Source organism: Anaerococcus prevotii DSM 20548, from assembly GCF_000024105.1.
GTDB lineage: Bacteria > Bacillota > Clostridia > Tissierellales > Peptoniphilaceae > Anaerococcus > Anaerococcus prevotii.
The window spans coordinates 823,069-845,794 of record NC_013171.1; the positions used below are offsets into that span (position 1 = coordinate 823,069).

Below are 22,726 nucleotides of genomic sequence, written 5' to 3' on the forward strand. Positions count from 1 at the left end.
AGAATATCCGTCATAAAAACTGTCAACTACCTCTTCATTATTCATATTCGATTAAGCAGGTTGGGCAAAACGTCCGTGTCACGAGCTAAAATGAGTGTAATGGTGCAGGTAGAAACTACAAATCAAAAGAAAGAAGGTAATAAAATGATATCTATAGGAATAGATATAGCAAAAGAAAAGTTTACAGTCTGTGCACTAGAACAAGGTAGCAAAATCATTTGGAAGCCTTTTGATGTTCATCTTAACAAAACAAAAGTAGAAGAATTTTTAAAGAAACTAGATACGTTAAATGAAGAAGTAAAAATAATCATGGAAGCAACAGGTAAATATCATCTTCCAATCCTCTATGAATTAAAAGATAAAGAATATTTTGTAAGTGTAGTAAACCCTTTGAAAATGAAACAGTTTTGTAGAGTACTTAACTTTAGAAAAGCAAAAAATGATAACATAGATGCCATACAAATAGCAGAATATGGCTTGATGTACTGGAAAGAATTACAAGAATATAAAGTAGATTCAGAAAGTTTCAGAATTCTAAAAGAATTAAACAGATCCTATCAGCACTACATGGACTTAAGAATCAATCAAATGAACTTCATAGATCAAACAATAAGTCAAACATTTCCAGGAATAAAGAAATTAATACCACATGCTTCAGGAGACTTTTCAAAAGATAAACTATTAGACTTCTTAGAAATATGGTGGCACAAAGACCTAGTATTAGAAAAACCAGAAGAAAAATTCATAGAAGATTTTAAAAACTGGGCAAAAGAAAAGAGATACCATCCTAATGCTGATAAAGCTAAATCCATATACAAGCTCGCAGAGGAAAGTATCTCAATTCAACCTTCTAATAGCTCATATATAAAGACTAGCATACAAGAAGGGATAGAATTGATAAAACATATAAATCAAATTCTACATACTATTTTATCACAAATGATAGAAATTTCCGAGCCCTTAGAAGAATATCAAGAAGCAAAGAAATTCTCAGGAATATCAGATAAATTAGCAGTGCAAATTACAGCAGAATTTGGAGACTTATCAAAATTTAAAAACAAAAAAAGTTTAATATCATTTGTAGGAATAGATTCACCACCATATGAGTCAGGTAACTTCAAAGCGGATCAGAGAAAAATAACAAAAAGAGGCAATGCAATACTAAGAAAAGTAGGTTATCAAGCTATGAAATGCATGATGAGTGCAAAAGATACTGAAAATGATATATATCTGTATATGGTAAAAAAAGAAAAAGATGGAAAGGCTAAGAAGATTTGTAAATTTGCAGGATTAAATAAATTCTTAAGAACCTACTATGCAAAAGTTATGGCATCAAAACAAGAAAAGAAGTTATTAAAAGTAGCCTAGAATTAACATTGCTATAGTTAAAACAAGCCGATTGTAAGCGGCTTATTTGTTGTGCTTAAATTTAAACTCTAAATAACAAGTAGAAAAGTAAAATTAATTCGATTTTCTCCTTGACTTTTGTTAGCAGGTTTTTTTGAAGGAAAAAGCATGTGTACAGAAGATTTAAAAAATGTTGGATCTATCATAGAGCATCCTGCTATCTATCCAAATTTAACAGCATATGAAAACCTAGAAGTTTTAACAGTATTATTAAATATTGTCAAAAGAAGAATTGACTATGTGTTAAAAATAGTTGGTAAAGAAAATACAAATAAAAAATTGGCAAGAAATTTTTCATTAGGTATGAAACAAAGACTTGGAATCGCAATGGCACTTATAAATAATCCAGAATTATTAATACTTGATGAACTAAAAAATGGATTAGATCCTTTGGGAATCCAAGAATTAAGAGAATTGATAAAATAGTTTTCTAAAAAAGGTAAAAAATATTGTCCTCATTCAAAGGGAATACAAGAAGCAGCAATAGAAAAAGCTTTTGTTGAATTTATAGGCAATTATGCCATGCAGATTCAACAGTAATAGATGATTTTTTAAAAATTGTAGAAGAAGAAATAAATGATAATACATTAGTCAAAGAATTGAAAAAGATAGAAAATCAATTAAATAGAATCATTAGTCAAGAAAGAAAGTTAGTTGATCTTCATTTAGAAGATAGTATAGACGAAGAAGTTTATGCTAAAAAATATAAAAAACTTACAAAACAAAAAGAAGAATTACTCGATAAAAAGAAAACCCTAGAGCTAACAATAAAAGATGAAAATTCTATTAAAGAAAGACTAAAGCAATTTTAAAATATCTTAGAGAATAGAGAAATTATAGAGAAATTTAACAGAACAGTCTTTGAAAGCATAGTTGATAAAGTCGTGGTGGGTAGAATTGACAAAGACGGAGCAGTCCATCCATATGACTTAAAATTCTATTTCAAAACAGGAGTTAAAGGTAGTCAAAATTCTGATGATTTCAAAGATAAAAGAAAAAATGCTGAAGACAATGATATTAATAATTGTGCTCCCACAAGGATGACGAGGATAAAAAATTATGTTCCCAAGCAAAAGACAACACACGTAGAAGTAATAACTTACCTTGAAAAGCTATAAGTGTTTATAAAAATCTTAGCTAAAGTGGCTTTTAGGATTTAAAAGAAATCTAAGAAGCCATTATTTTTTTAAATTAAAATTTAGAATATAAAAATGCTAGGGATAAGATTTATGGTATTAAGCCATATTTTTAAGTCCAAGCTAAATTACTGTAATTTGATGATTTTGTATTTATCTTTACTTACTTTTCAGATAGGTGCTATAATAATGGTAACTATTAACGCTTTATTTTAGAAAATAAAAAAGACGGAGATTTAATATGAGAGAGATCAAAAAAAGAATGAAGCTAATATTTTGAAACAATAACTGAATCCATGCTTGAAGAAACCAGGAAAGCAATTGAAGTAAAAAATACATTAAGTTTTCCAATTTCTGAATTATCAATGTTGGGAGTAACTTTATCGTCTTTGTTGCCCTATTTTAGAACTATTACTAATACTGTAGATTTTCAAGTCGATGACATGTATAAGATTGCAAATAAAAGCTTCGGAGATACACTCAAAATTGCTAAAAATGGGAATTTTTGGGGTGCAATGCTGACACCTACAGGCAAATCTAAATTTGCCCAACTTTCTGGGATAGACTTACTTTCAGCAACAACAAAAACTGTAGGTCCTATAGATCCAGCCCTGATTTTAGTGGCCATGATGATTCATTTTGTGGAGAAGGATATTAAGCAAATAAAACAAGATCAGAAGAAAATACTTTCTTTTCTTGAAGTAGAAAATGAGTCTCAAATAGAAGCTGATGTTGAAACTTTAATGGAGATAGTAAAAAACTATAAGTATAATTGGGACAACCTTATGATTATCACAAATACTCACAATGTTGTTATGGATATTAAAAACCGATCAAGAAAGAATATCCTATCATTCCAAAAGAAGATAAATGATGAAATATTAAAGAAGCAGTTTTTTACAGGTCAGGTAAAAATCAACTCTAGACTAGCCGATTTAGTTAAAAAATTCAAATATTATCGCCTTTCTCTCTACATATTTTCCTTATCTTCATTAATGGAAATAATGCTGGCTGGTAATTTCAAAGAAGATTATATTCTAAACATAAGAAATGAGATAGAAAAATCATCTAATGAGTACAGGGATTATTTTATGAAAAGTTCATTTTATTTAGAAAGAATTGCCAAAACTGGTTTAGAAAAGAATTTGTTTAAGGGAATTGGAATTGTAGGTAAGTCAGCTGGAAAAGTTATCGGTTCTTTACCAATCATAAAGAAAGGCCCTGTAGATGAATACTTAAAAGATAAGGGCGATGCTATATATAAAAGTTCTCAAGAGATTGAAAAGAGTCTTTTGAGAAATTTTGCACAGCTAGCTAATCCGACTACAAGAATTTTAATTGATAAGATAGAAGACTTAAATCGTATTTATAATCATACTGAAGAAATATGTTTCAATAAAGAGAAAATTTATTTTCTATAATGAAATACTTTGGCTGAATTAAGAAAGATAGGATTTTTAGGAAAGATTTATCGCTAAAGCATATAGAAAGGTATTTCTATGGGAAAAATTATTGAATTTCCAGATGATAAAAAACTTAGGGAAAAATTAAAAAAGTATAGGGATAGTTTAGAGGAACTTTTACTAGAAAGAGATAATCTTTACTATGTAGTTTGTGCAAATATCAAAACCCAGTATATGCTGATTTTTGGAAGTCTTGAATACAAGGTGTTTTCTGATTTTTGCAAATATCAGAGACTTAGAAGAAAGAAAGCTTTAATACAGATAAGGATTAATCGTAAGGAAGAAATAAATTTATCTGATATCGAAGATATACTAGATTTAGAATTTGCTGATTATAGGGAAAAGCTTGATTCTAAGATGGATGAGATTAATCATGCAATTAGTCGTTCTCATTTAGAGATTTTATCTGATGATGATACAATTTTGCTAAAAAGATTATATAGAAAAATTGTAAGAGCCTTGCATCCTGACCTTAATCCAGAGCTTTCTGATAGGGAGCAACACTTATTCTACAATGCCACAGAATCATACAAGGCAGGCGATCTTTATTCTACAAAAATTATTTACGATATAGTTTGTAGTGGAGATATGGACGTTGAAGATCTTTTAACTGGAAAATCTTTGATGGACGAGGTCAAAAGATTAGAAGAATTAGTTCAGAAAATTAAAAATGATATTGATTTGATAAAATCTCAAAGTCCCTATACTTGGAAGATATATGTGGAAGATGATGACAAAAAAGAAGAGAAGCTTAAGACTTTAGAAAATGATCTAAAATCCTACCAAGAAGCAATAAAGACCCAGGAAGAATACATAGAAGAATTATTGAGGAAATAAATGGGTGATTTAATAAAAAAAGATCAAAATGGTCTTGTTGATATTATTACAAATAATGAGAAGAGATTTGACCTTCCCAAACCATTTGAACATGATATATTTCTTTTTGTTTCATATGTAGCTGGTACTACTCATATTGAAAATATTGGGGAAATCTACGAGAATTTAGAAGAAGGTGAAAAGTTAAATCTCTACCGTGAACCCGACAACGAACATGATCCTCAAGCTATTTCTATAGAAACATCAAGAAAAGAAAAAATAGGATATGTCCCACGCCAAGACAATGTGATTTTTTCAAGACTAATGGATGCGGGGAAAAATCTTTTTGCAAAAGTGGAAGATAAAGAAATGCGAGGCAAGTGGGCCAGGATAAAAATCAATATATATCTTCGTGAAAGTTAGGCAAAAGATGTATTACGAAAACGAATGGATTCATCCTAATTTATGTGTAAAAGATAGCCACGATTTTGATTTCGATCCTATTTCAGGCCAATACTGCTTTATAATTGCAAATAACATTGCTAGTAGTTTTATCATTGAAAAAGCTGTTAACAAGCTAATCAAATCAGGTTTTAAGTATTTTAGTATTTTTGGTGAATATGCAAAATTATGGGAAGAGATAATTTATTCATTAACTAAGGAAGAAAATAGTATAAAGGTAGAAGCAAGCGAGCTTGACCTTATGAAACTGGCCTATGACCTAAGTGTTTATGTTACTTTTAAAACTAAATCTATAAACTATTTAATATCTGATGATGAATATTTTACAGAATATGTAATTGGGGATTTAGATGATATTTTAAATGAAAACACCTTATTTACACCATCTGACTGGAAGAGATTTAGGGATGGATATGAATTTACCTATCATGACAAAGATGCTATTATAAGCATAGGTAAAGAATTATTTCTTGGATATCTAGGAAAAGAAAAAAGTTTTTCTTATAGTGATAAGGGGATTAATTTTAGAATTTTTGAAGGTAAAAGTTTTGCGGAAATTTGGATAAGCTATTTATAGGAGTTAGAAATATACATAGAAATTGTAGGCCTTTCTACTACAAAATGTCAAAAACATTTAACTGAGAACTTGACTACCTATATAATAATGTCAAGAGAATTTGATATTGGAGGTCAGTATGATTTTCATAAAAATTTAAAAAACTAATCAACCAATTGCTTTAACTTTACTATAGATATTTCTGGTAATTTAATTGGTCTGCACCATTCTTATCAAATTAATATTAAAAAAATATAGTTAAAATATAAAAAACATATAAAAGAATTAAGAAATGAAAGAGACTTGCTCCAACAATAATTGGCTGATATTTGTGGAGTTAGCAGGCAAACTGTAAATGCTATTGAGAACAAGAATACGATCCATCATTAGAGTTAGCCTTCAAATTGGCTGATGCTCTTGAAAGTACTATAGATAAATTATTTATATACAAATAAAATACAAAAAAATTAAGCAAAATTCTCATTAGAGCACCTGTTTTCTAGGTGTTTTTTTCTTTAAATTCTAATTAATTACAATTAGGAATGATTTCTTAAAAAGCTATGAAAAGTATACTTGACAATAAATGCAAAGTGAACTATACTTATAGTGAAAAGTATATATCTATATATATAGAAGGTGGTTAATTGAAGACAAAGATAGCTGAATTAAGAAAAGAAAATAAATTATCCCAAGCTGAGCTTGCTGATATTGTAGGGGTGACAAGGCAAACTATTACATCTATAGAAACCGAAAAATACATAGCGTCTTTGCCATTAGCCTACAAGATAGCTAAATATTTTAACTTAAAGATTGAAGATGTATTTGACCTGGAGGGGGAATAATGAATTTAGAAAATTATAATGAAGTATTGAATAAAAGGGAAAGATTATATAAATCTTACATAAGTTTAGCACTGATATTTTGGGGAATAGGAAATTTTTTATTAAAGGATCAGGCTAGGATCAATGATTCAGCATTAGGATTTATTAATGGCTTAACATTAGGAATAGAAATAATTTGTGTTTTCTGGGTGTTTAGAATCAGGAAAGCTTTAAAAGACGATAAAATTCTAAGAAAATTATACATTGATGAACATGATGAAAGAAAAAATTTTATAAAACTAAAAGCAGGATATAATTTAATAGGAAAAATAGCACTCGGAATATTTGTGATTTCTATTTTAGCTAGTTACTTTAATATGGTTATTTTTTATACGCTTGTAATCACTGGAATTTTTCTAATAATACTTAGTTTATTACTTAAACTCTATTGGATAAAGAAGATATAATATTTTAAATACCATATTAACCTACAAGGGAAGAGCTAAGTCTACGAACAAAACTAAAGACGGGGAGAGGATATCTTCATCGTCTTTTTTATTTGAGAGATAAGATCATACAGGAATGTCAAATAATTTATTTTCATAAAAATTAAGGCAGTATATTCATGAGTGAGACTTCTTGCTGAAAGCTTAGATTAACTCAACCTTACTAATATAACACGCAAATTTATGAAAGTAGATAGGATTAAGGAAAAAGTTAATTAATATATTCCCTTATACAAGGCTTTTAAGAGTATGAAAATTTATCAATATTGCAACTCGAGTCATGTAGACTTATTAGCCCTATTAAGAAATTTCTTTATACTATTTTAATAAGGAATTATTTATAATAGAAATATCTAAACGAAAAATAAGCATTTATATTTTTACTGAAATTAATATGTTGAATTTGTATAAATAATGTAATAACACTTTAGAAAGCTAAAATCTGGGGTATCATTATAGCAAAGAGTATCTTATATATTAAAAGAAAGAATGGGATAAGTATGAAAAAGTATAAAAAAATAAGAGTCACATTTGAAGAGAAGGTTTTAGATAAAGAAAGAAAACCTATTTATGCTACTAGAAAACTATCCGTTGGTCTTGTATCTTGTATGCTTGGATTTATGATGTTCATGCCAACAGTTAAAGCTGTTGAAGAAGAGCCAATCTCAACAAGTCAACAAGCCCAAGATAAAAATGAAGTTTTGAATAACGAAGATGATTATGTTCAAGAAGAAAATGAAGATATCACACCTTTAAATGATCAGACTGATAGCAAAGTTGAGAGCGAAGAAAATCTATCAGACCAAAATCTAGATGGTCAAAATAAGGAAGAAGATATTATAAAAGAAGAAAAGGCTGATAGCAATTTAGAAAATAAAGTTGAAGAATTGCTAACAGCTGATGAAATTCAAGCCATCAGAGATAGAGCAAATTCACTAGAAAACGACTATTTCTTTAATGACAAAATGGTAGAAGAATTAAAGGCTGAACTTAGAAAAGCCAAGGCTGATCCTTCAGTAAACTATGAAGAAGCTAAGGCCCGTCTAATAGAGGAAGCTATCATAAAAAATACCCCTACCCAAAAAGCTCCAGGGGAAGTAAGGGTGGTAAGTGTAAAAAAACCTACAATCAATCCTGTGTTATATGACGCAACAAGCATTTCAGGAGCCAATCTAGCTAAAGCTAGAGTTAATAAAAAGATTGTAATAGCAACAGTCCATGTAAGCTTAAAGGATAGTAGCGGGACTGAAAAAGCCAATCTTACTGTCACACCTAAAAGTGGAACAACATGGAAGGTAGATTTACCTGAAGGTGTTAATGTTGCAAAAGGCGATACGGTAATAGTCTACCAACAAATAGGTGAAGATAAGTCACCAGAGGTAAATGCAAATGCTCAACCATCTAAGGCATCTACAGTTACTCTTACAATGCCAAGTGGAGAAGTTTGGATAGAACAAACTTCATCCAATATAGTTAATAAAGATGAAAAAGCAGAAGCTGTTCAAATGTTGAAAGATGCAAACACTGAAATAGCTGGAGATATTAAATCTGTTGAATTTTCTATTGATAGTACTGACCATGCTTATTATGAAGTAACTTATACTGATGGTTCGACATCAGGCAAAATTGAAGCTACAAATTTAAAAATAAAACAAGTTACAGAAACCTCAAGAACACCTGAGATTGAAAGTATTACAATTGTAGACAATGTAATTAAGGGAAAGCTAGCAGGAGAGGGACCTTTTGATGGCATAAAGGTACAATTAGTCCTTAATATTAATAAGGAGAAATCAGGAGACTTTTGTACTGACAAAGGATGTAAAATTGACAAAGACTCATCTGACCCTATAGAGGTAGCTGTACAAAAAGATGGAACTTTTTCCTTTGCTTTAGAAAAAGGAAAAACTTTAGATCTCGACCAAATAGTTGGAGTTTTTGTAAAAGAACCCCATAAATTTATATCTTGTTCTAAAACAACTGTAAAACCAGCAATACCTGAAAAGACAGAAGTTAAAGACCCTAGAAAATTAACTGCTGATGACAAAAAAGCAATTGATGCTGCTATAAGAAAAGCATACACAGTAAATGGCGAATCTAAATTACCAAACGGAACTGGCGACTGGGATGGAGTACCGGCAGTTATACAAATTGATGACAGCGGCAATGTCAAAATATTTAGTGGTAATGATGTAGCAGGTACTTGGGATCCGAACAATGATTATAAATTTGTTCCAGAAAAAAATGAAGATGGCTCATATAAGTTAAATGATGGAGCTGAAGCAAAAATAACAATCCAAGCCAAAGATTTGGTAAAAAACATTGGACCAGTTGCTCCAACAATAGAAGAAACTGACGATAAAAAACAAATCACAGTTAATCCTTTAAGCAACCCAGCTGACACAGATATAATCGAGCACACAGTAACCTACACAGGAACAGATGACAAAGAAAAGAAAATCATAGCTAAACAAGATTTAGAAAATAAAACATGGACAATCTCAGAAGGTAGCGAATTTGCTAATATTGATACAAAAACAGGTCTTATAACAATAGATAAAAGTAAGATAAAAAATGAGACTTTAGTAAAAGCTTTTGTTCAAGACAATGGGGAATATGTTGATAATTCTGATAAGCAAAACTCAAAAGAATCAGAATTGAAGGTGACAAAAACCAAAGCCGATCAAGTCACAGAACTAGGAGGTCTTGACCCAGTAGAAATCAGAAAATGGGTTGGAGAAGATATTGATTGGTCAAAAGGTATAAAAGTTAAAAAAGATGAAAACAAAGATAGTATAAATAAACTTTTAGAGGGTGCAACAATAACTGATGCAACCGATAAAAAAAGAAATACTGAAAAAGAAGGAGATTTTGTTGGTAAAGTTTCTCTCAAATTTGATGATGGATCAGAATTAATAGTAGACAATCAATACCTATACGTGAGTAACCATGTTACTAGTGCAAAAAGAGATAAGACACCTTCTGATGCCCTAGAAGTAGAATTCAAACTAGGCGAAGGCACAAAGGTAGATAATACCAGTGGTGGAGCAATAGAAGGAAATAAAGATAATCCTGTTTCTTATTCAAAATACAAGGTTAAACCAGGAACAAACCTAAAAGAATATAAGCTCCCAAGTATCAATACATCAGTTGTAGATTCTATAAATGTTACTACACAAGATACCTATACTGATCCAGTATGGAAAGACAGTAAAAATGGTACAAACTTTGTAGCAAGCTCAGAAAACAATGTTTTCACATCCACAGCCACAAAAACCTACAAGTTTACTCTTGTACCAAATGGTGGTGAGGGTGATGATAAGGTTACTATAAAGAAAACCGGTGAAAAATATAAATTACCAGAAAAAAGTACTTTCAACCCACCAAATGAAAACCAAGAATTCTCAGGATGGATGATAGGTGATGGACCAGGAATCAATAAACCAGGCGATGAAGTAACAGTAGATGGCGACAAAGTAATAAAAGCCATCTGGAAGCCAATAGAATTTAAAGTAACATTCCAAACAGAAAAAGGTGCTACCGGCTCAATGAAAGACGAAACTGTCACAAAAGGCAGTGAATTCAAAATCCCAGCACCTACATTTACACCAGATAAGAATAAAGAATTCGCAGGCTGGAAAATTGAAGGCCAAGATGGACTAAAAAAAGCTGGAGAAAAAATAGATAAAATCTCAGGAAATGTAACCCTAATTGCCACATGGAAAGACATCAAAGTAACCGTAAAATATGATGCAAACGGTGGTTCAGGAAGTATGGACGGAGCCGAAATAGTAAAAGGCTCACCATACAAACTATCAGCAAACGGATTTACTGCTCCAACAAACAAAGAATTTGCCGGTTGGAAAATAGGTGAAACAGAATACGAACCAAATGCAGAAATAACAGTAAACGAAGACACAACCGTAACAGCAATCTGGAAAGACATCAAAGTAACCGTAAAATATGATGCAAACGGTGGTTCAGGAAGTATGGACGGAGCCGAAATAGTAAAAGGCTCACCATACAAACTATCAGCAAACGGATTTACCGCTCCAACAAACAAAGAATTTGCCAGTTGGAAAATAGGTGAAACAGAATACGAACCAAATGCAGAAATAACAGTAAACGAAGACACAACCGTAACAGCAATCTGGAAAGACATCAAAGTAACCGTAAAATATGATGCAAACGGTGGTTCAGGAAGTATGGACGGAGCCGAAATAGTAAAAGGCTCACCATACAAACTATCAGCAAACAGATTTACCGCTCCAACAAACAAAGAATTTGCCGGTTGGAAAATAGGTGAAACAGAATACGAACCAAATGCAGAAATAACAGTAAACGAAGACACAACCGTAACAGCAATCTGGAAAGACATCAAAGTAACCGTAAAATATGATGCAAACGGTGGTTCAGGAAGTATGGACGGAGCCGAAATAGTAAAAGGCTCACCATACAAACTATCAGCAAACAGATTTACCGCTCCAACAAACAAAGAATTTGCCGGTTGGAAAATAGGTGAAACAGAATACGAACCAAATGCAGAAATAACAGTAAACGAAGACACAACCGTAACAGCAATCTGGAAAGACATCAAAGTAACCGTAAAATATGATGCAAACGGTGGTTCAGGAAGTATGGACGGAGCCGAAATAGTAAAAGGCTCACCATACAAACTATCAGCAAACGGATTTACTGCTCCAACAAACAAAGAATTTGCCGGTTGGAAAATAGGTGAAACAGAATACAAACCTGATGCAGAAATAACAGTAAACGAAGACATAACCGTAACAGCAATCTGGAAAGACAAAACACCTGAGACCCCACCAGTAGAAAATTACACAGTAAGTTTCAAAACAGAAACTGGTGCAACAGGTACAATGCCAGATGAAACAGTGCCAAAAGGAAAATACACTCTACCAGATCCAGCATTTACAGCAGAAAAAGGCAAAGAATTTGCCGGGTGGAAAGTAGGAGATGATACAGACCTTAAGACTGCAGGAAGTGAAATCGACATCACAGGAAATGTAATCCTAACAGCAGTTTGGAAAGGCGATGAGCCTGAAACTCCACCAGCTACAGAAACATTCAAAGTAAGCTATGATGCTAATGGTGGATCTGGAATAATGACAGGGGCTGAACTTAAAAAAGGTTCAACCTACAAACTCTTAGCTAATGGCTTTACAGCTCCAGAAAATAAAGAATTCGATATATGGGAAGTAAATGGAGAAAAATTATCTCCAAACTCAGAAATCACTGTAGATAAAGACACTGTAATCACAGCTATCTGGAAAGATAAAACACCCGAAGCTCCACCAGTTACAGAAAAAGTAAAAGTTATCTACGAGGGTAATGGTGGAAGTGGAAGCATGGAAGGAAAAGAACTGAATAAAGGTTCAAAATACATTTTATTAACCAATGGATTTGAAGCACCAGATAAGAAAAAATTCAAAGGCTGGAAAATTGGCAATACAGAATACGCAGCAGGTGATGAAATCACAGTAGATAAAGATACAACGGTAACAGCTGTTTGGGAAGATATAGAAACCACCCCACCAGTCAAAGAAGACGTTCAAGTAAGCTATGAACCAGGAGAAGGTTCAGGCACAATGGATGGGACAAAACTTGAAAAAGGTTCAAAATATATTCTATCAGCCAATGGATTCGAAGCACCAGATAAGAAAAAATTCAAAGGCTGGAAAATTGGCGATACAGAATACGCTGTAGGTGACGAAATCACAGTAGATAAAGACACAACAGTAACAGCTGTTTGGGAAGATATAGAAACCACCCCACCAGCCAAAGAAGAAGTTCAAGTAAGCTATGAACCAGGAGAAGGATCAGGCACAATGGATGTAGCAAAACTTGAAAAAGGTTCAAAATATATTCTATCATCCAATGGATTCAAAGCTCCAGCAAACAAAAAATTCAAAGCATGGAAAATAGGTGATAAAGAATACGCAGCAGGTGATGAAATCACAGTAGATAAAGACACAACAGTAACAGCTGTTTGGGAAAATGTAACAACAGATCCCGGTAAGCCAGATGAAGGAGGAAATCCAGATAATCCAGGCACCGACCCAGACCAAGGCGGAGACAATCCAAACCCAGGAACAAATCCAGACCAAGGCGGAGACAATCCAAAACCTGGCACAACTCCGGACCAAGGTGTAGATAAACCAAATCCAGGCACAACTCCAGACCAAGGCGGAGATAATCCAAACCCAGGAACAAATCCAGACCAAGGCGGTGACAAACCAAATCCAGGAAAACCAGGAGAAGTTGGAGATTCAGAAAATCCAGATAAAAAACCTGAAGATGGTAAAGATAAACCAAACCCTGGAGCTACTCCAGGTAAGGACTCAGAAAGTCCAAGGCCTGGTACAAAGCCAAGTGATGGAGAAAATAAAGCAAAAGCAACTGACAAAGACAATAGTAAAAAAACCGAAGGGAACAAAGAAAATCCTTTAGATAATACTAAAGTTAAAGTACCAAGAACAAATAAAGTAAAAGAAAATGTTCAAACAGGGGTAGAACCTATAGGACAAATAGGAGGTATTTTATCAGCAGCTATTGCAGGTCTATTTGCGATCAAAAAAAGAAAAAAATAATAAACTTCATTAAGTAAAAAGTGATGAAATGAACTGGCCTCTAAAAGTTAAATCTAGGATTGACTTAGGAGGTCAGTTTTTAATGACAAAATATATATTAGCTTATAAATAATACTTTGCATTCGTTCTTAAACTCATAAATATTTGAGCTTTTGTACTTTTTAAAAAACGTGCCAGAAATATCTGCTAAAGCATCATAAATTATTATTTGATTTTGTTTTGAATAGCCTATGTGTTTATTGTAAAATTCCTTTGCCAAATTTATTAATCTTGATTTCGCCTTGTTTAAGAAGTATCCAGCTAGTGAAGTCTTAAGGACTTTTTCATACTATTGTAAGGTCTCTATTCAATAAGTAAGAAAGAAAAAGTAAAATATATTTTAAAGTTTGATCAAAGGAGAAAAGGATGAAGATTGAGGAATATACGGAATTTAATATGGATGAAATTAAGAGCCTATATGATGCTGTTGGATGGAAGGCTTATACTGATAATATGACAAGGTTAATGAAAGGATACAAAAATTCTCTGAAGGTATTAGCTGCCTTTAGGGACGATGAGCTGATAGGAATAATTCGTGCAGTAGGTGATGGATTAACAATAGTATTTATCCAAGATATTTTAGTCATGCCTAATGAACAGAGAAAGGGGGTAGGAAAGTCCCTACTTAGGGCTATGATTGATTTATATCCGGAAGTTAGACAAATAGAGTTGGTAACAGATATCGATCCAAAAACTATAGGCTTTTATAAATCCCTAGGCTTTAAAGAATTATCGGAAGTAGGATGCTGTGGTTTTATGAGACTATTGTAAAAAATAAATAAGACAAAATTAATAAGCACCTACATTAGTAGGTGTTTTATGTTGTGGATTTTTTCATAGGTATAATAAAAATAGAGTATATTGTGAATATATCAATAGGATGAAAGGATTATTATGAGAAAGATTTTGATTATAGAGGATAATGAAGAAATCGCCTTACAAATTAAAAAGTATTTAGTTAAAAATTCTTATGAGGTAGAGCTTGCATCATCTTTTTACGAAGCCGACTATAAGATGAATGTAGACACGGATGTGGCACTACTTGACATAAATCTACCAGATAAAGATGGTCAATATTTGATAGAAAGACTAAAAGATAAGAACATAAGAGTTATTGTTACGACAGTAAAAAATGATGAAGATTTTATAGTTAAAGCCCTTGATCAAGGTGCAGATGATTACTTAACTAAACCATTTTCTCTTGCCATATTAAGAGCAAGAATTGATGCAGTCTTAAGGACAATAGCTCTAAGTCAAGAAAAAATAATTACTTATAAGGATATCAAAATAGATTTAAAAGAATCAAAAGTTTATTTCAAAGGTAAACAAATAGACCTAACTCCACTTGAATATGAAATCCTAGTCTTATTTATTAAAAATCCTCATCGAGTTTATACAAGAGGCCAGCTCTTAGAAATGTTTTGGGAAGACAGGGATAAGTTTGTAAATGACAATACTCTTACATCAACTATTAAGAGAATCAGAGAAAAGCTCGATAGGGAAGTTATTTCTACTGTTAGAGGAATTGGTTATAGGATGGATTAATGGTATATGTATTTTGGATAATAAGTTTGGGACTACTTTATTATTTATTAGAATCAAGGAAGAAAAATAGAATAAATGAGCTTATAGGCCTGATAGAAAACATGAAAAATCAAAATTATAAAATTCCTATGAAGCAAGACGATTTTTCGATTTTAGAAGATAAGATTTACAAACTTTTTATAGAAATAGTAGAAGCCAAAGAGACGACCACTAAAAACAGTGAAAAGCAAATTGAATATTTAGAAGATATCGCCCATCAAATCAAAACTCCTATCACATCTATGCTTTTTTCCATAGAAAATTTGGAGATGGACTTTCCAGATAATGAAGATATAGAGATTTTAAAAAGGCAAACTATCAGATTAAATTCTCTATCAGATATTTTACTTAAACTATCAAGTCTTGATGCAAACAAAGATCTTATGAAAAATGAGGAAATTCGTTTGGATGAATTAGTAGAATATGCCTTGGATAGTTTGAATTTAAGGAAATCCATGAAGGTAGAAAAGAAGAAGGACTTAAAAGAAAATATCATAAATGGAGATTTTTATTGGTTGGCAGAAGCTCTTATAAATATTCTTAAAAATGCAGATAATAGAAAATGTTGTGATAAAATCATAATTTCATCTGAAAAAAATCCCTTATACACAAGTCTAATCATTGAAGACAATGGCGGAGGAATTGAAAAAGAAAATATTAAAAAAATCTTTAAGCGCTTTTATAAAACCCCCGACTCAAATGGTTTTGGAATTGGACTTGCCATGACAAAGACAATTGTAGAAAAAAACAATGGGGACATATACGTTTCAAATACAGATGATGGAGCAAGATTTGAAATAAAATTTTATAATGTCACCTAAAAATCACTTTACTTTTATATACTTACCTTAAATTAAGGAGGCAAGTATGGAAATTTTAAAAGTAGAAAATTTAAGAAAAGAATATGGCCAAGGTAATTCCAAGGTCATTGCCTTAGATGGGGTTGACCTCACAATAGAAAGAGGAGAATTTGTAGCCATTGTAGGCCCTAGTGGGTCTGGTAAATCAACTCTTTTACATATTATAGGAGGAGTGGATAGCCCAAATTCTGGAAAAGTTTACATAGAGGGAAACGACATCTCAAAGTATTCTTCAAAAGAATTAGCATACTTTAGAAGAAGAAAAGTTGGACTAATTTATCAGTTTTATAATTTGATACCAAATTTAACAGTTCGTCATAATATAGAACTTCCATTAAAACTAGATAAAAGAAAAATAAATCAATATGAATTTTCAGATATAGTAAAAAAACTGGGTATAGAAAGTAAACTTGACTCTTTCCCAAGTGAATTATCAGGAGGTCAGCAGCAGAGAGTTGCCATAGCGAGAAGCCTTATCTACAATCCATCTATCATATTGGCAGATGAACCGACTGGAAACTTGGATAGAAAAAACTCCAAGGAAATTATAGAAATCTTTAAATATTTCAATAGAACCATAAAACAGACGATTATTTTAATCACCCATGACGAAAAAATCGCTTTAGAAGCAGATCGAATTGTAACCATAGTAGATGGGAGAATAATAGGAGATGAAAAAAATGAATAAGAAGAATTTTCCCATTTTTATTTCCTTATTTATTGTAAGTCTGTTTTTCACTGTAATTTTTTATTATGGATACAGAAGTTTGAGGGCTAACTATGGTTATTACATGGCTTCAAGCTTTTATCATGGAGAGATTAAAGAAGAACTTTCAAATGAAGATGTTGAAAAACTAAAGTCCATTGAAGATATAGATTTGGTCGGAAAAATGTCTCTTAATCCTGATAATGGAAAACTTGCTGACGATTTAGTCGTTATAAACTATCAAGACGAAGCAATCAATAAGATGAGAGAGTATTCAAGACTTATTAAAGGCAGATTTGCAACAAAGGAAGACGAAATTGTACTATCTGAAAGCCTAGTAAAGAAAAATAGTCTTAAAATAGGCGATCGTGTAGAACTTGATTTAGGCAAAAGGTTTCTAAATGGCGAAGAGATAGGTGTCACAAGTGCAAATACTGGCAGAGAAAAATTTGAGAGCCAAGGTTCTAAGAGTTTTACTTTAGTTGGTGTTTATGGAGATGTCTACAACAAGTACAGTAAACTAAGTTTTGCTCTAGGACTACAAAATAAAATGACCACTTTCAGAACATTTATAAAGTTTAATTCATTTGAAGAAGCTTACAAAAATAGAGATAAAATTCAAGCAGAAATCAATCAGACTTTGGGCAAAAAAGTTACTTTAGAATTTTCTGAAAGTCTTATAAACTATTATGGAGTAGAAAACGAACCCTTACAAGATATAATGAGCCAGGCTGTTCTTGTTCTATCAGTTCTTGGATGTGTAGCAATCTTTGTGTTTTTTATAAAAAACATTTTTTGGGTTTGGGGGCTAAGAAAAATTAGGGAGCTTTCCATTTACAAGTCTATAGGATCTACCAATGGACAAATATATCTATTACTACTAAAGGAAGGACTTATTATAACTGCAATTCCAATACTTTTAGGACACATTGCAGGATTTTTATTTATATATTGTTTGTATAAAAACATAACAATAGGTGAAGGAGTAAGTGCCTTTGAAGTTATAAAATTTAATCCATTATTAAGTTTAGCAATACTTGTAGTTTCCTTTGTGATTGTAGCATTAGCCATTCAATCCCCTGCAAAAAAGATTTCTAAAATAAATATTATAGACGGCATAAGAGGAAATATAGATTTTTCAAAATCAAAGAAGAAAAGAGCCAAAGATTTTTGGAAGGAATTAAAACTCAACAACTTAGCTTCAATAAAATCACAGAGATATATTTCCGCAATAGGGATAATTATAATTTCAGTGTTTATAATCATCATAGGCATCTCAACATACTACAGAGATTTTTCTCGTTACGATAATGGCTATAATTTTTCCGTTGATTATTTTAGCGAAAATAACCAAGTCTCAAAAATATTAAAAGAAATTGTAGATAAAATTCCTAACGAGAAGTCTTATATTTCAAAAGATAAATATGTTCAAGTGAAAAACACTAACGAATTCTCAAAGGAAGCAAAGGCGGCAGGTTTAGACGAGGAAGCGAAAAAGAATATAGAAAAATATAAGGCAGAGGGTATGGATGGATTTATCATCGCCTTGGAAGAAAAAGACTTAAAAGAACTTGGAGGAGAGAAGGGTGAATTTGTCCTCTATAATACAATTCAAGAAGATTCTTCTATTCCAATAGCTAAGGCAAAGAGAATTCCATATTTTGAAAATCCGCAGAGTTTAGATATTAACTTTGAAAATGATTATAATAAGACTATTAAAATTTCAAAGATAATAACAGATTTGGGGAAATATAAGTCGAGAACAATGCCTTTTGATGTAAAAGTTTATACAGATTTTGACACTTATTTTAAACTTATGGAAGAAGCAGGTGATGAGAAATATACAAACTATGCCTATACTTTAAATATGAAGGTAAAAGATTCTGATACCAAAGATGTAAAAGAATATGTAGAAGCTATGATTAGAAGTAAAATCTCACCAGAAGATCGCTTTAATATCACAACAGGTGAGGAGATCGTAATAAATGAATATAAGGACGTGAAAAATTTAATAAAAATTGTAATAGGAATAGCTTCAATCATCTTTGTATTAAATATCACCAATGGTTACTCGTCCATTAATTTAAGTCTCATGAGCAGAAGAAAAGAAATAGGTAGTCTTTACTCTTGTGGAATGGATGTAGATGAGTTAAAGAACATCTATCAAAAGGAATTTATTGAAGAACAGGTAAAATCCTTTATAATTTCTATTATGGTGAGCTTAGGAGTTATGTTTATAATATCGACAATCGCATCTGATTTAAGAATGAGTACTTTAATAAAATATTATGACTACAAAAGCTTCCTGGGATTTTCACTAGTCGTCTATAGTATTAATCTAATCATCTATCATTTTTCTTTAAAGAGAATTTTAGACAGACCGACTATAGATTTAATTCGAACAATATAATTAAGAAAAAAGGATAGTAAGAATAAAAATATCAGTAGAAAATTATTTCTATTTAGATTTGCTATCTTAGCAATTTCCTAGCTCAGCCGATATATTTGAAAGCTATACCAGTATAAGACCAACTGGACTGACATCAATGCCTATAGGTCATCTAATATAAGTAATGCGACTTAAACAAGAAAATGATAATCTAAACAGCTCTTTTATGAGCTGAACTCGTAAACACGGAATAATTTAATAATATTTTAAGCGGAATGTAATCTGTACAAAACAGGAGACATTCCGTTTAATTTTAGATATGATACAAATTTTTGGTATATTCAGTAAGACTTGTTTAAATTGTATTTCTTTATTTGTTCATGGGAGTAATTATAATATAATGATTATGAATAGTTATGAGGTCTATAAATAAGTCAGAATAGAGATATAAGGTGATAAAATGAAGAAACCAAGTTCATTAATATATTTATTTATTATAATAGTAACCTTTTTGTATACGGATCTTATAGTTAAAAAAGATAATTCAACTGATATTGATAAAATAAGATTAAAGGATATTCAAGAAGTTAATTTTGAATTAGATAGCGAAGATTATATTGAGGATTTCAATTTTGTATATGAGACATTAAAAACTCATTATCCTTTTTTCGAGATTAATAAAAGAAAAAATGGAGTAGATTGGCTTTCGAACAAAAAATCTTATGAAAAGTATATATCAAAATCTAAAAACGATAAAGATTTTTTTAATAGAATGAATGATATTTTATCTGATTTAAATAATGCGCATACAAATTTAGTTCCAGAAACAAATGGAATCTTCATGTACATAAGCTATAAAACTATGCCACAGAATGACTGGAGATATGATATTTCTAAGATTTATGAAAAAGATAGGGTTAGAAGTAGATATAACATAAGTAACTCTACTGTAAATGAATTTATAAACAGTAATATCAAGAACGATAAAGGAAATCTAGATGATTCAGATTATCAAAATCTAACCACTGATATTTTAATAAAAGATAAGCTAGCCTATATAAAAATTAATTCTATGTTGGGAGAAAAATTCATAGGAGATGATAGAGAAATTTTATCAGATTTCTTATGTATAATAAAATCATATCCGTATCTAATTATTGATATTCGAGGAAATGGTGGTGGAGATACTAGATATTGGCAAGATTTCTTATTGCCTCGAATCATTGATAAAGAATATGAAACTACGGTATATAGTTTTTTCAAGAATGGTGATCTCAATAGAAAAATAATCAAGCAAAAAGGCGTTAAAAAGAATGTAAATGAATTTTTAACTAACAGAGTGTTTAACGATGATGTAAGTTCAATAATTAAGGATTTTGAATATTATAGCAAGTCTAAAATTAAAATAAGTCCTTCTAAAGACTCTATCAGATATAAGGGAAATATTTATCTTCTGGTAGATGAAGGAGTTTATTCTTCGTCAGAAACTCTAGCATCATTTTGCAAGGAAACAGAATTAGCAAAGCTCATTGGTACAAAAACAGGTGGAGATGGAATAGGGTTTGATCCTATGCAGATAGACCTTCCAAATACTGGATATGTTCTAAGATTTGCTAATGATTTGGGTATTACAGAGTCAGGTTCAATAAATGAAATGGATCAAACTATTCCTGACATAAGAGTAGATATCAATTATACCTACACAACAAAAGATCTAATAGATCAAGATATAATCAAATCAGTAATTGAAGATGCAATTATTTATTAAATTAATACATTTTATATTTAAAAGTATGATATTGGTTAGTACATGCTTTCATTGAAATTCTAGATGTATTGTTCTACAAACAAATTTCATTCGATTTAATTTAAAACTTAACGAGTGTAAATTGTAAGTACATAAAAACTCATAAAACCAAGAAATAAAGTAGTCCAAGGTTTTATGAGTTTTATTTTTGGAGCTAGAAACAGGACTTGAACCTGCAACCTACGGTTTACGATACCGGTGCTCTACCAATTGAGCTATTCTAGCATATATATATGATAACATATTTTTTCTTTCTTGGAAATGTATTTTAAAATTTTATTGTATCTTGTAGGATTTTTGATATAATTATTAGTATGGAGTTATTATGGATTATACAAATATATTAAATGATATAGTTGAATTATTTACATACAATAGAATAACTTTGATTCCGGTAATCTTTGGTCTTGTCTTATTAATACTATTTATTATTTCTAAGGCCTTTAGAAAGAGCGGCTTGTTTGTGCTTGCCCTAACTTTTGCTGTAGATTACGGGATTAGGTCTTTACCCTTTGACCTATATGGGACTTTTCCTATTTTAAATAATGTTGTTGCAGGATTTTATTTATTAGGAGCAATTATCTTTGTTATAAAGGTGGTTAGGATTTTAGTTAAGACTTCTTCTAATTTGGTTAAGGCAAGTGATTACAAGCCAGGGAAGAATGGATTTTTTAGATATACAGGAGCTTTGGCTTTTATTATCATGCTCTTAATTAATATTGTTGATAGTAATAATATTATACCAAGATCTTTGAAGAGTCTTCTTACTTCCTTATCATTCTTGTATATGATTTTTAGGACTCTACTATCTACTTACAAGCATCTTAATGAGAAAGATATCAGACTTGTTAAGGATAAGATGAGTTTTGATGATATCGACGAATACTTAAATGAGAAGGACCAAGCTCCTAGAGGCGTCAATGCTGATAGGAGGGTGAGAAAGAAGCTCGATGATGATGTGAAGATATTTACGGGATTTGATTCAGATAAGTCTCATACGGTTAAGATGGATGATCCTATAAAGGCTAAAGATTTAAGTTCTGATCTTACAAGGATTAGGAATAAGGAAAGAGAGATTGAAAAGATCGAAAGAGAACTTTCTAATACGGATATTATCCATTTGGTAAGTCGTGACGATGATGAAGCTCTTAATGAGACGACTATTAAGATTACTAATATTGATAATGGTGAAATTACTTCTTATACTAGTAAGAAGGCCAAGTTCAATATGATCGAGGAGAAAGAATACAAGGTTGATTTGGAGTTTAGGCATAATAATGAGTACGATTATGGTAGATTTATAGATATATTGATTAAGTATGCCAAGGATAAGTCAATCTATAAGTTTGAACTTATAGTTTCACCCGCTGATATCAAGGAATCTAAGATTGTTCTTTACGATCCTTCGAATATTTTCGATTTAGATGAGGAGGATTATCAAAATATTGGTGGAAGAATTATAAGCATGAATTTCCCAAAATATAAGATTAATTTTATTACTGGAAATTAGAGTTATTCGAGAAAGTAAGGGGTAGGATGAGTCCTATCTTTTGCTTTTATAGGAGT

18 protein-coding genes and 1 tRNA gene are annotated in these 22,726 nt (G+C 31.2%); 18 read left to right on the forward strand and 1 reads right to left on the reverse strand.

The features are described from left to right. Positions 1–144 precede the first annotated feature (144 nt). The 17 genes from APRE_RS03770 (at position 145) to APRE_RS03850 (ending at position 21,121) form a co-directional block, all read left to right on the forward strand. Positions 145–1,368: an IS110 family RNA-guided transposase gene (locus tag APRE_RS03770; protein WP_012803514.1), complete on the forward strand. Its 1,224-nt coding sequence runs from the start codon at positions 145–147 to the stop codon at positions 1,366–1,368. A gap of 147 nt (positions 1,369–1,515) precedes the next feature. Then, positions 1,516–1,833 (forward strand): ATP-binding cassette domain-containing protein, encoded by a 318-nt coding sequence (locus APRE_RS03775; RefSeq protein WP_276329768.1) that lies wholly within the window; start codon positions 1,516–1,518, stop codon positions 1,831–1,833. A gap of 173 nt (positions 1,834–2,006) precedes the next feature. After that, complete coding sequence (locus APRE_RS10055) at positions 2,007–2,219, forward strand: hypothetical protein (RefSeq protein WP_041449694.1); 213 nt, start codon at positions 2,007–2,009, stop codon at positions 2,217–2,219. 72 nt (positions 2,220–2,291) lie between these two features. Beyond that, positions 2,292–2,525, forward strand: coding sequence for a hypothetical protein (locus APRE_RS10060; protein WP_169302039.1), 234 nt, complete (start codon positions 2,292–2,294; stop codon positions 2,523–2,525). Between the two features lie 314 nt (positions 2,526–2,839). Further along, positions 2,840–3,964: a hypothetical protein gene (locus APRE_RS03790; RefSeq protein WP_015777664.1), complete on the forward strand. Its 1,125-nt coding sequence runs from the start codon at positions 2,840–2,842 to the stop codon at positions 3,962–3,964. A gap of 78 nt (positions 3,965–4,042) precedes the next feature. Beyond that, positions 4,043–4,843, forward strand: a complete 801-nt coding sequence (locus tag APRE_RS03795; RefSeq protein WP_015777665.1) for a molecular chaperone DnaJ — start codon at positions 4,043–4,045, stop codon at positions 4,841–4,843. After that, positions 4,844–5,245: an HIRAN domain-containing protein gene (locus tag APRE_RS03800; RefSeq protein WP_015777666.1), complete on the forward strand. Its 402-nt coding sequence runs from the start codon at positions 4,844–4,846 to the stop codon at positions 5,243–5,245. It abuts the gene before it with no gap. Further along, positions 5,235–5,861, forward strand: a complete 627-nt coding sequence (locus APRE_RS03805) for a hypothetical protein (RefSeq protein WP_169302043.1) — start codon at positions 5,235–5,237, stop codon at positions 5,859–5,861. The genes APRE_RS03800 and APRE_RS03805 overlap by 11 nt, the downstream gene beginning before the upstream one ends. Before the next feature lie 623 nt (positions 5,862–6,484). Then, positions 6,485–6,682 (forward strand): helix-turn-helix transcriptional regulator, encoded by a 198-nt coding sequence (locus APRE_RS03810; RefSeq protein WP_015777668.1) that lies wholly within the window; start codon positions 6,485–6,487, stop codon positions 6,680–6,682. Then, positions 6,682–7,128 carry a hypothetical protein gene (locus tag APRE_RS03815; RefSeq protein WP_015777669.1) on the forward strand — a complete coding sequence of 149 codons (447 nt, stop codon included), beginning with the start codon at positions 6,682–6,684 and terminating at the stop codon, positions 7,126–7,128. The genes APRE_RS03810 and APRE_RS03815 overlap by 1 nt, the downstream gene beginning before the upstream one ends. A gap of 539 nt (positions 7,129–7,667) precedes the next feature. Beyond that, positions 7,668–13,775: an InlB B-repeat-containing protein gene (locus APRE_RS09410; protein ID WP_015777670.1), complete on the forward strand. Its 6,108-nt coding sequence runs from the start codon at positions 7,668–7,670 to the stop codon at positions 13,773–13,775. A gap of 405 nt (positions 13,776–14,180) precedes the next feature. Then, positions 14,181–14,585: a GNAT family N-acetyltransferase gene (locus tag APRE_RS03825; protein ID WP_015777671.1), complete on the forward strand. Its 405-nt coding sequence runs from the start codon at positions 14,181–14,183 to the stop codon at positions 14,583–14,585. Between the two features lie 123 nt (positions 14,586–14,708). Beyond that, a complete protein-coding gene (locus tag APRE_RS03830) occupies positions 14,709–15,359 on the forward strand; it encodes a response regulator transcription factor (protein ID WP_015777672.1) in 651 nt (216 codons plus the stop codon). Continuing rightward, positions 15,359–16,219 (forward strand): sensor histidine kinase, encoded by an 861-nt coding sequence (locus APRE_RS03835; RefSeq protein WP_015777673.1) that lies wholly within the window; start codon positions 15,359–15,361, stop codon positions 16,217–16,219. The genes APRE_RS03830 and APRE_RS03835 overlap by 1 nt, the downstream gene beginning before the upstream one ends. A gap of 46 nt (positions 16,220–16,265) precedes the next feature. Then, positions 16,266–16,946, forward strand: a complete 681-nt coding sequence (locus APRE_RS03840) for an ABC transporter ATP-binding protein (RefSeq protein WP_015777674.1) — start codon at positions 16,266–16,268, stop codon at positions 16,944–16,946. Next, the gene (locus APRE_RS03845) at positions 16,939–19,374 is read left to right on the forward strand and encodes an ABC transporter permease (protein ID WP_015777675.1); all 2,436 of its coding nucleotides are present in this window, start codon (positions 16,939–16,941) and stop codon (positions 19,372–19,374) included. Before APRE_RS03840 ends, APRE_RS03845 begins: the two co-directional genes overlap by 8 nt. 439 nt (positions 19,375–19,813) lie before the next feature. Then, positions 19,814–21,121, forward strand: a complete 1,308-nt coding sequence (locus APRE_RS03850; protein ID WP_015777676.1) for a S41 family peptidase — start codon at positions 19,814–19,816, stop codon at positions 21,119–21,121. A gap of 188 nt (positions 21,122–21,309) precedes the next feature. Here APRE_RS03850 and APRE_RS03855 read toward each other — a convergent pair. Next, positions 21,310–21,385, reverse strand: a tRNA-Thr gene (locus APRE_RS03855). 100 nt (positions 21,386–21,485) lie between these two features. Here APRE_RS03855 and APRE_RS03860 point away from each other — a divergent pair. Beyond that, positions 21,486–22,670, forward strand: coding sequence for a hypothetical protein (locus APRE_RS03860; protein ID WP_015777677.1), 1,185 nt, complete (start codon positions 21,486–21,488; stop codon positions 22,668–22,670). The last annotated feature ends 56 nt before the right edge of the window (positions 22,671–22,726 follow it).

Bases quoted from the DNA above. Each gene is read 5' to 3' on its own strand.
- APRE_RS03770 (WP_012803514.1), top strand. From the start codon at position 145: ATGATATCTATAGGAATAGATATAGCAAAAGAAAAGTTTACAGTCTGT.
- APRE_RS03775 (WP_276329768.1), top strand. From the start codon at position 1,516: ATGTGTACAGAAGATTTAAAAAATGTTGGATCTATCATAGAGCATCCT.
- APRE_RS03790 (WP_015777664.1), top strand. From the start codon at position 2,840: ATGCTTGAAGAAACCAGGAAAGCAATTGAAGTAAAAAATACATTAAGT.
- APRE_RS03795 (WP_015777665.1), top strand. From the start codon at position 4,043: ATGGGAAAAATTATTGAATTTCCAGATGATAAAAAACTTAGGGAAAAA.
- APRE_RS03800 (WP_015777666.1), top strand. From the start codon at position 4,844: ATGGGTGATTTAATAAAAAAAGATCAAAATGGTCTTGTTGATATTATT.
- APRE_RS03815 (WP_015777669.1), top strand. From the start codon at position 6,682: ATGAATTTAGAAAATTATAATGAAGTATTGAATAAAAGGGAAAGATTA.
- APRE_RS09410 (WP_015777670.1), top strand. From the start codon at position 7,668: ATGAAAAAGTATAAAAAAATAAGAGTCACATTTGAAGAGAAGGTTTTA.
- APRE_RS03825 (WP_015777671.1), top strand. From the start codon at position 14,181: ATGAAGATTGAGGAATATACGGAATTTAATATGGATGAAATTAAGAGC.
- APRE_RS03830 (WP_015777672.1), top strand. From the start codon at position 14,709: ATGAGAAAGATTTTGATTATAGAGGATAATGAAGAAATCGCCTTACAA.
- APRE_RS03835 (WP_015777673.1), top strand. From the start codon at position 15,359: ATGGTATATGTATTTTGGATAATAAGTTTGGGACTACTTTATTATTTA.
- APRE_RS03840 (WP_015777674.1), top strand. From the start codon at position 16,266: ATGGAAATTTTAAAAGTAGAAAATTTAAGAAAAGAATATGGCCAAGGT.
- APRE_RS03845 (WP_015777675.1), top strand. From the start codon at position 16,939: ATGAATAAGAAGAATTTTCCCATTTTTATTTCCTTATTTATTGTAAGT.
- APRE_RS03850 (WP_015777676.1), top strand. From the start codon at position 19,814: ATGAAGAAACCAAGTTCATTAATATATTTATTTATTATAATAGTAACC.
- APRE_RS03860 (WP_015777677.1), top strand. From the start codon at position 21,486: ATGGATTATACAAATATATTAAATGATATAGTTGAATTATTTACATAC.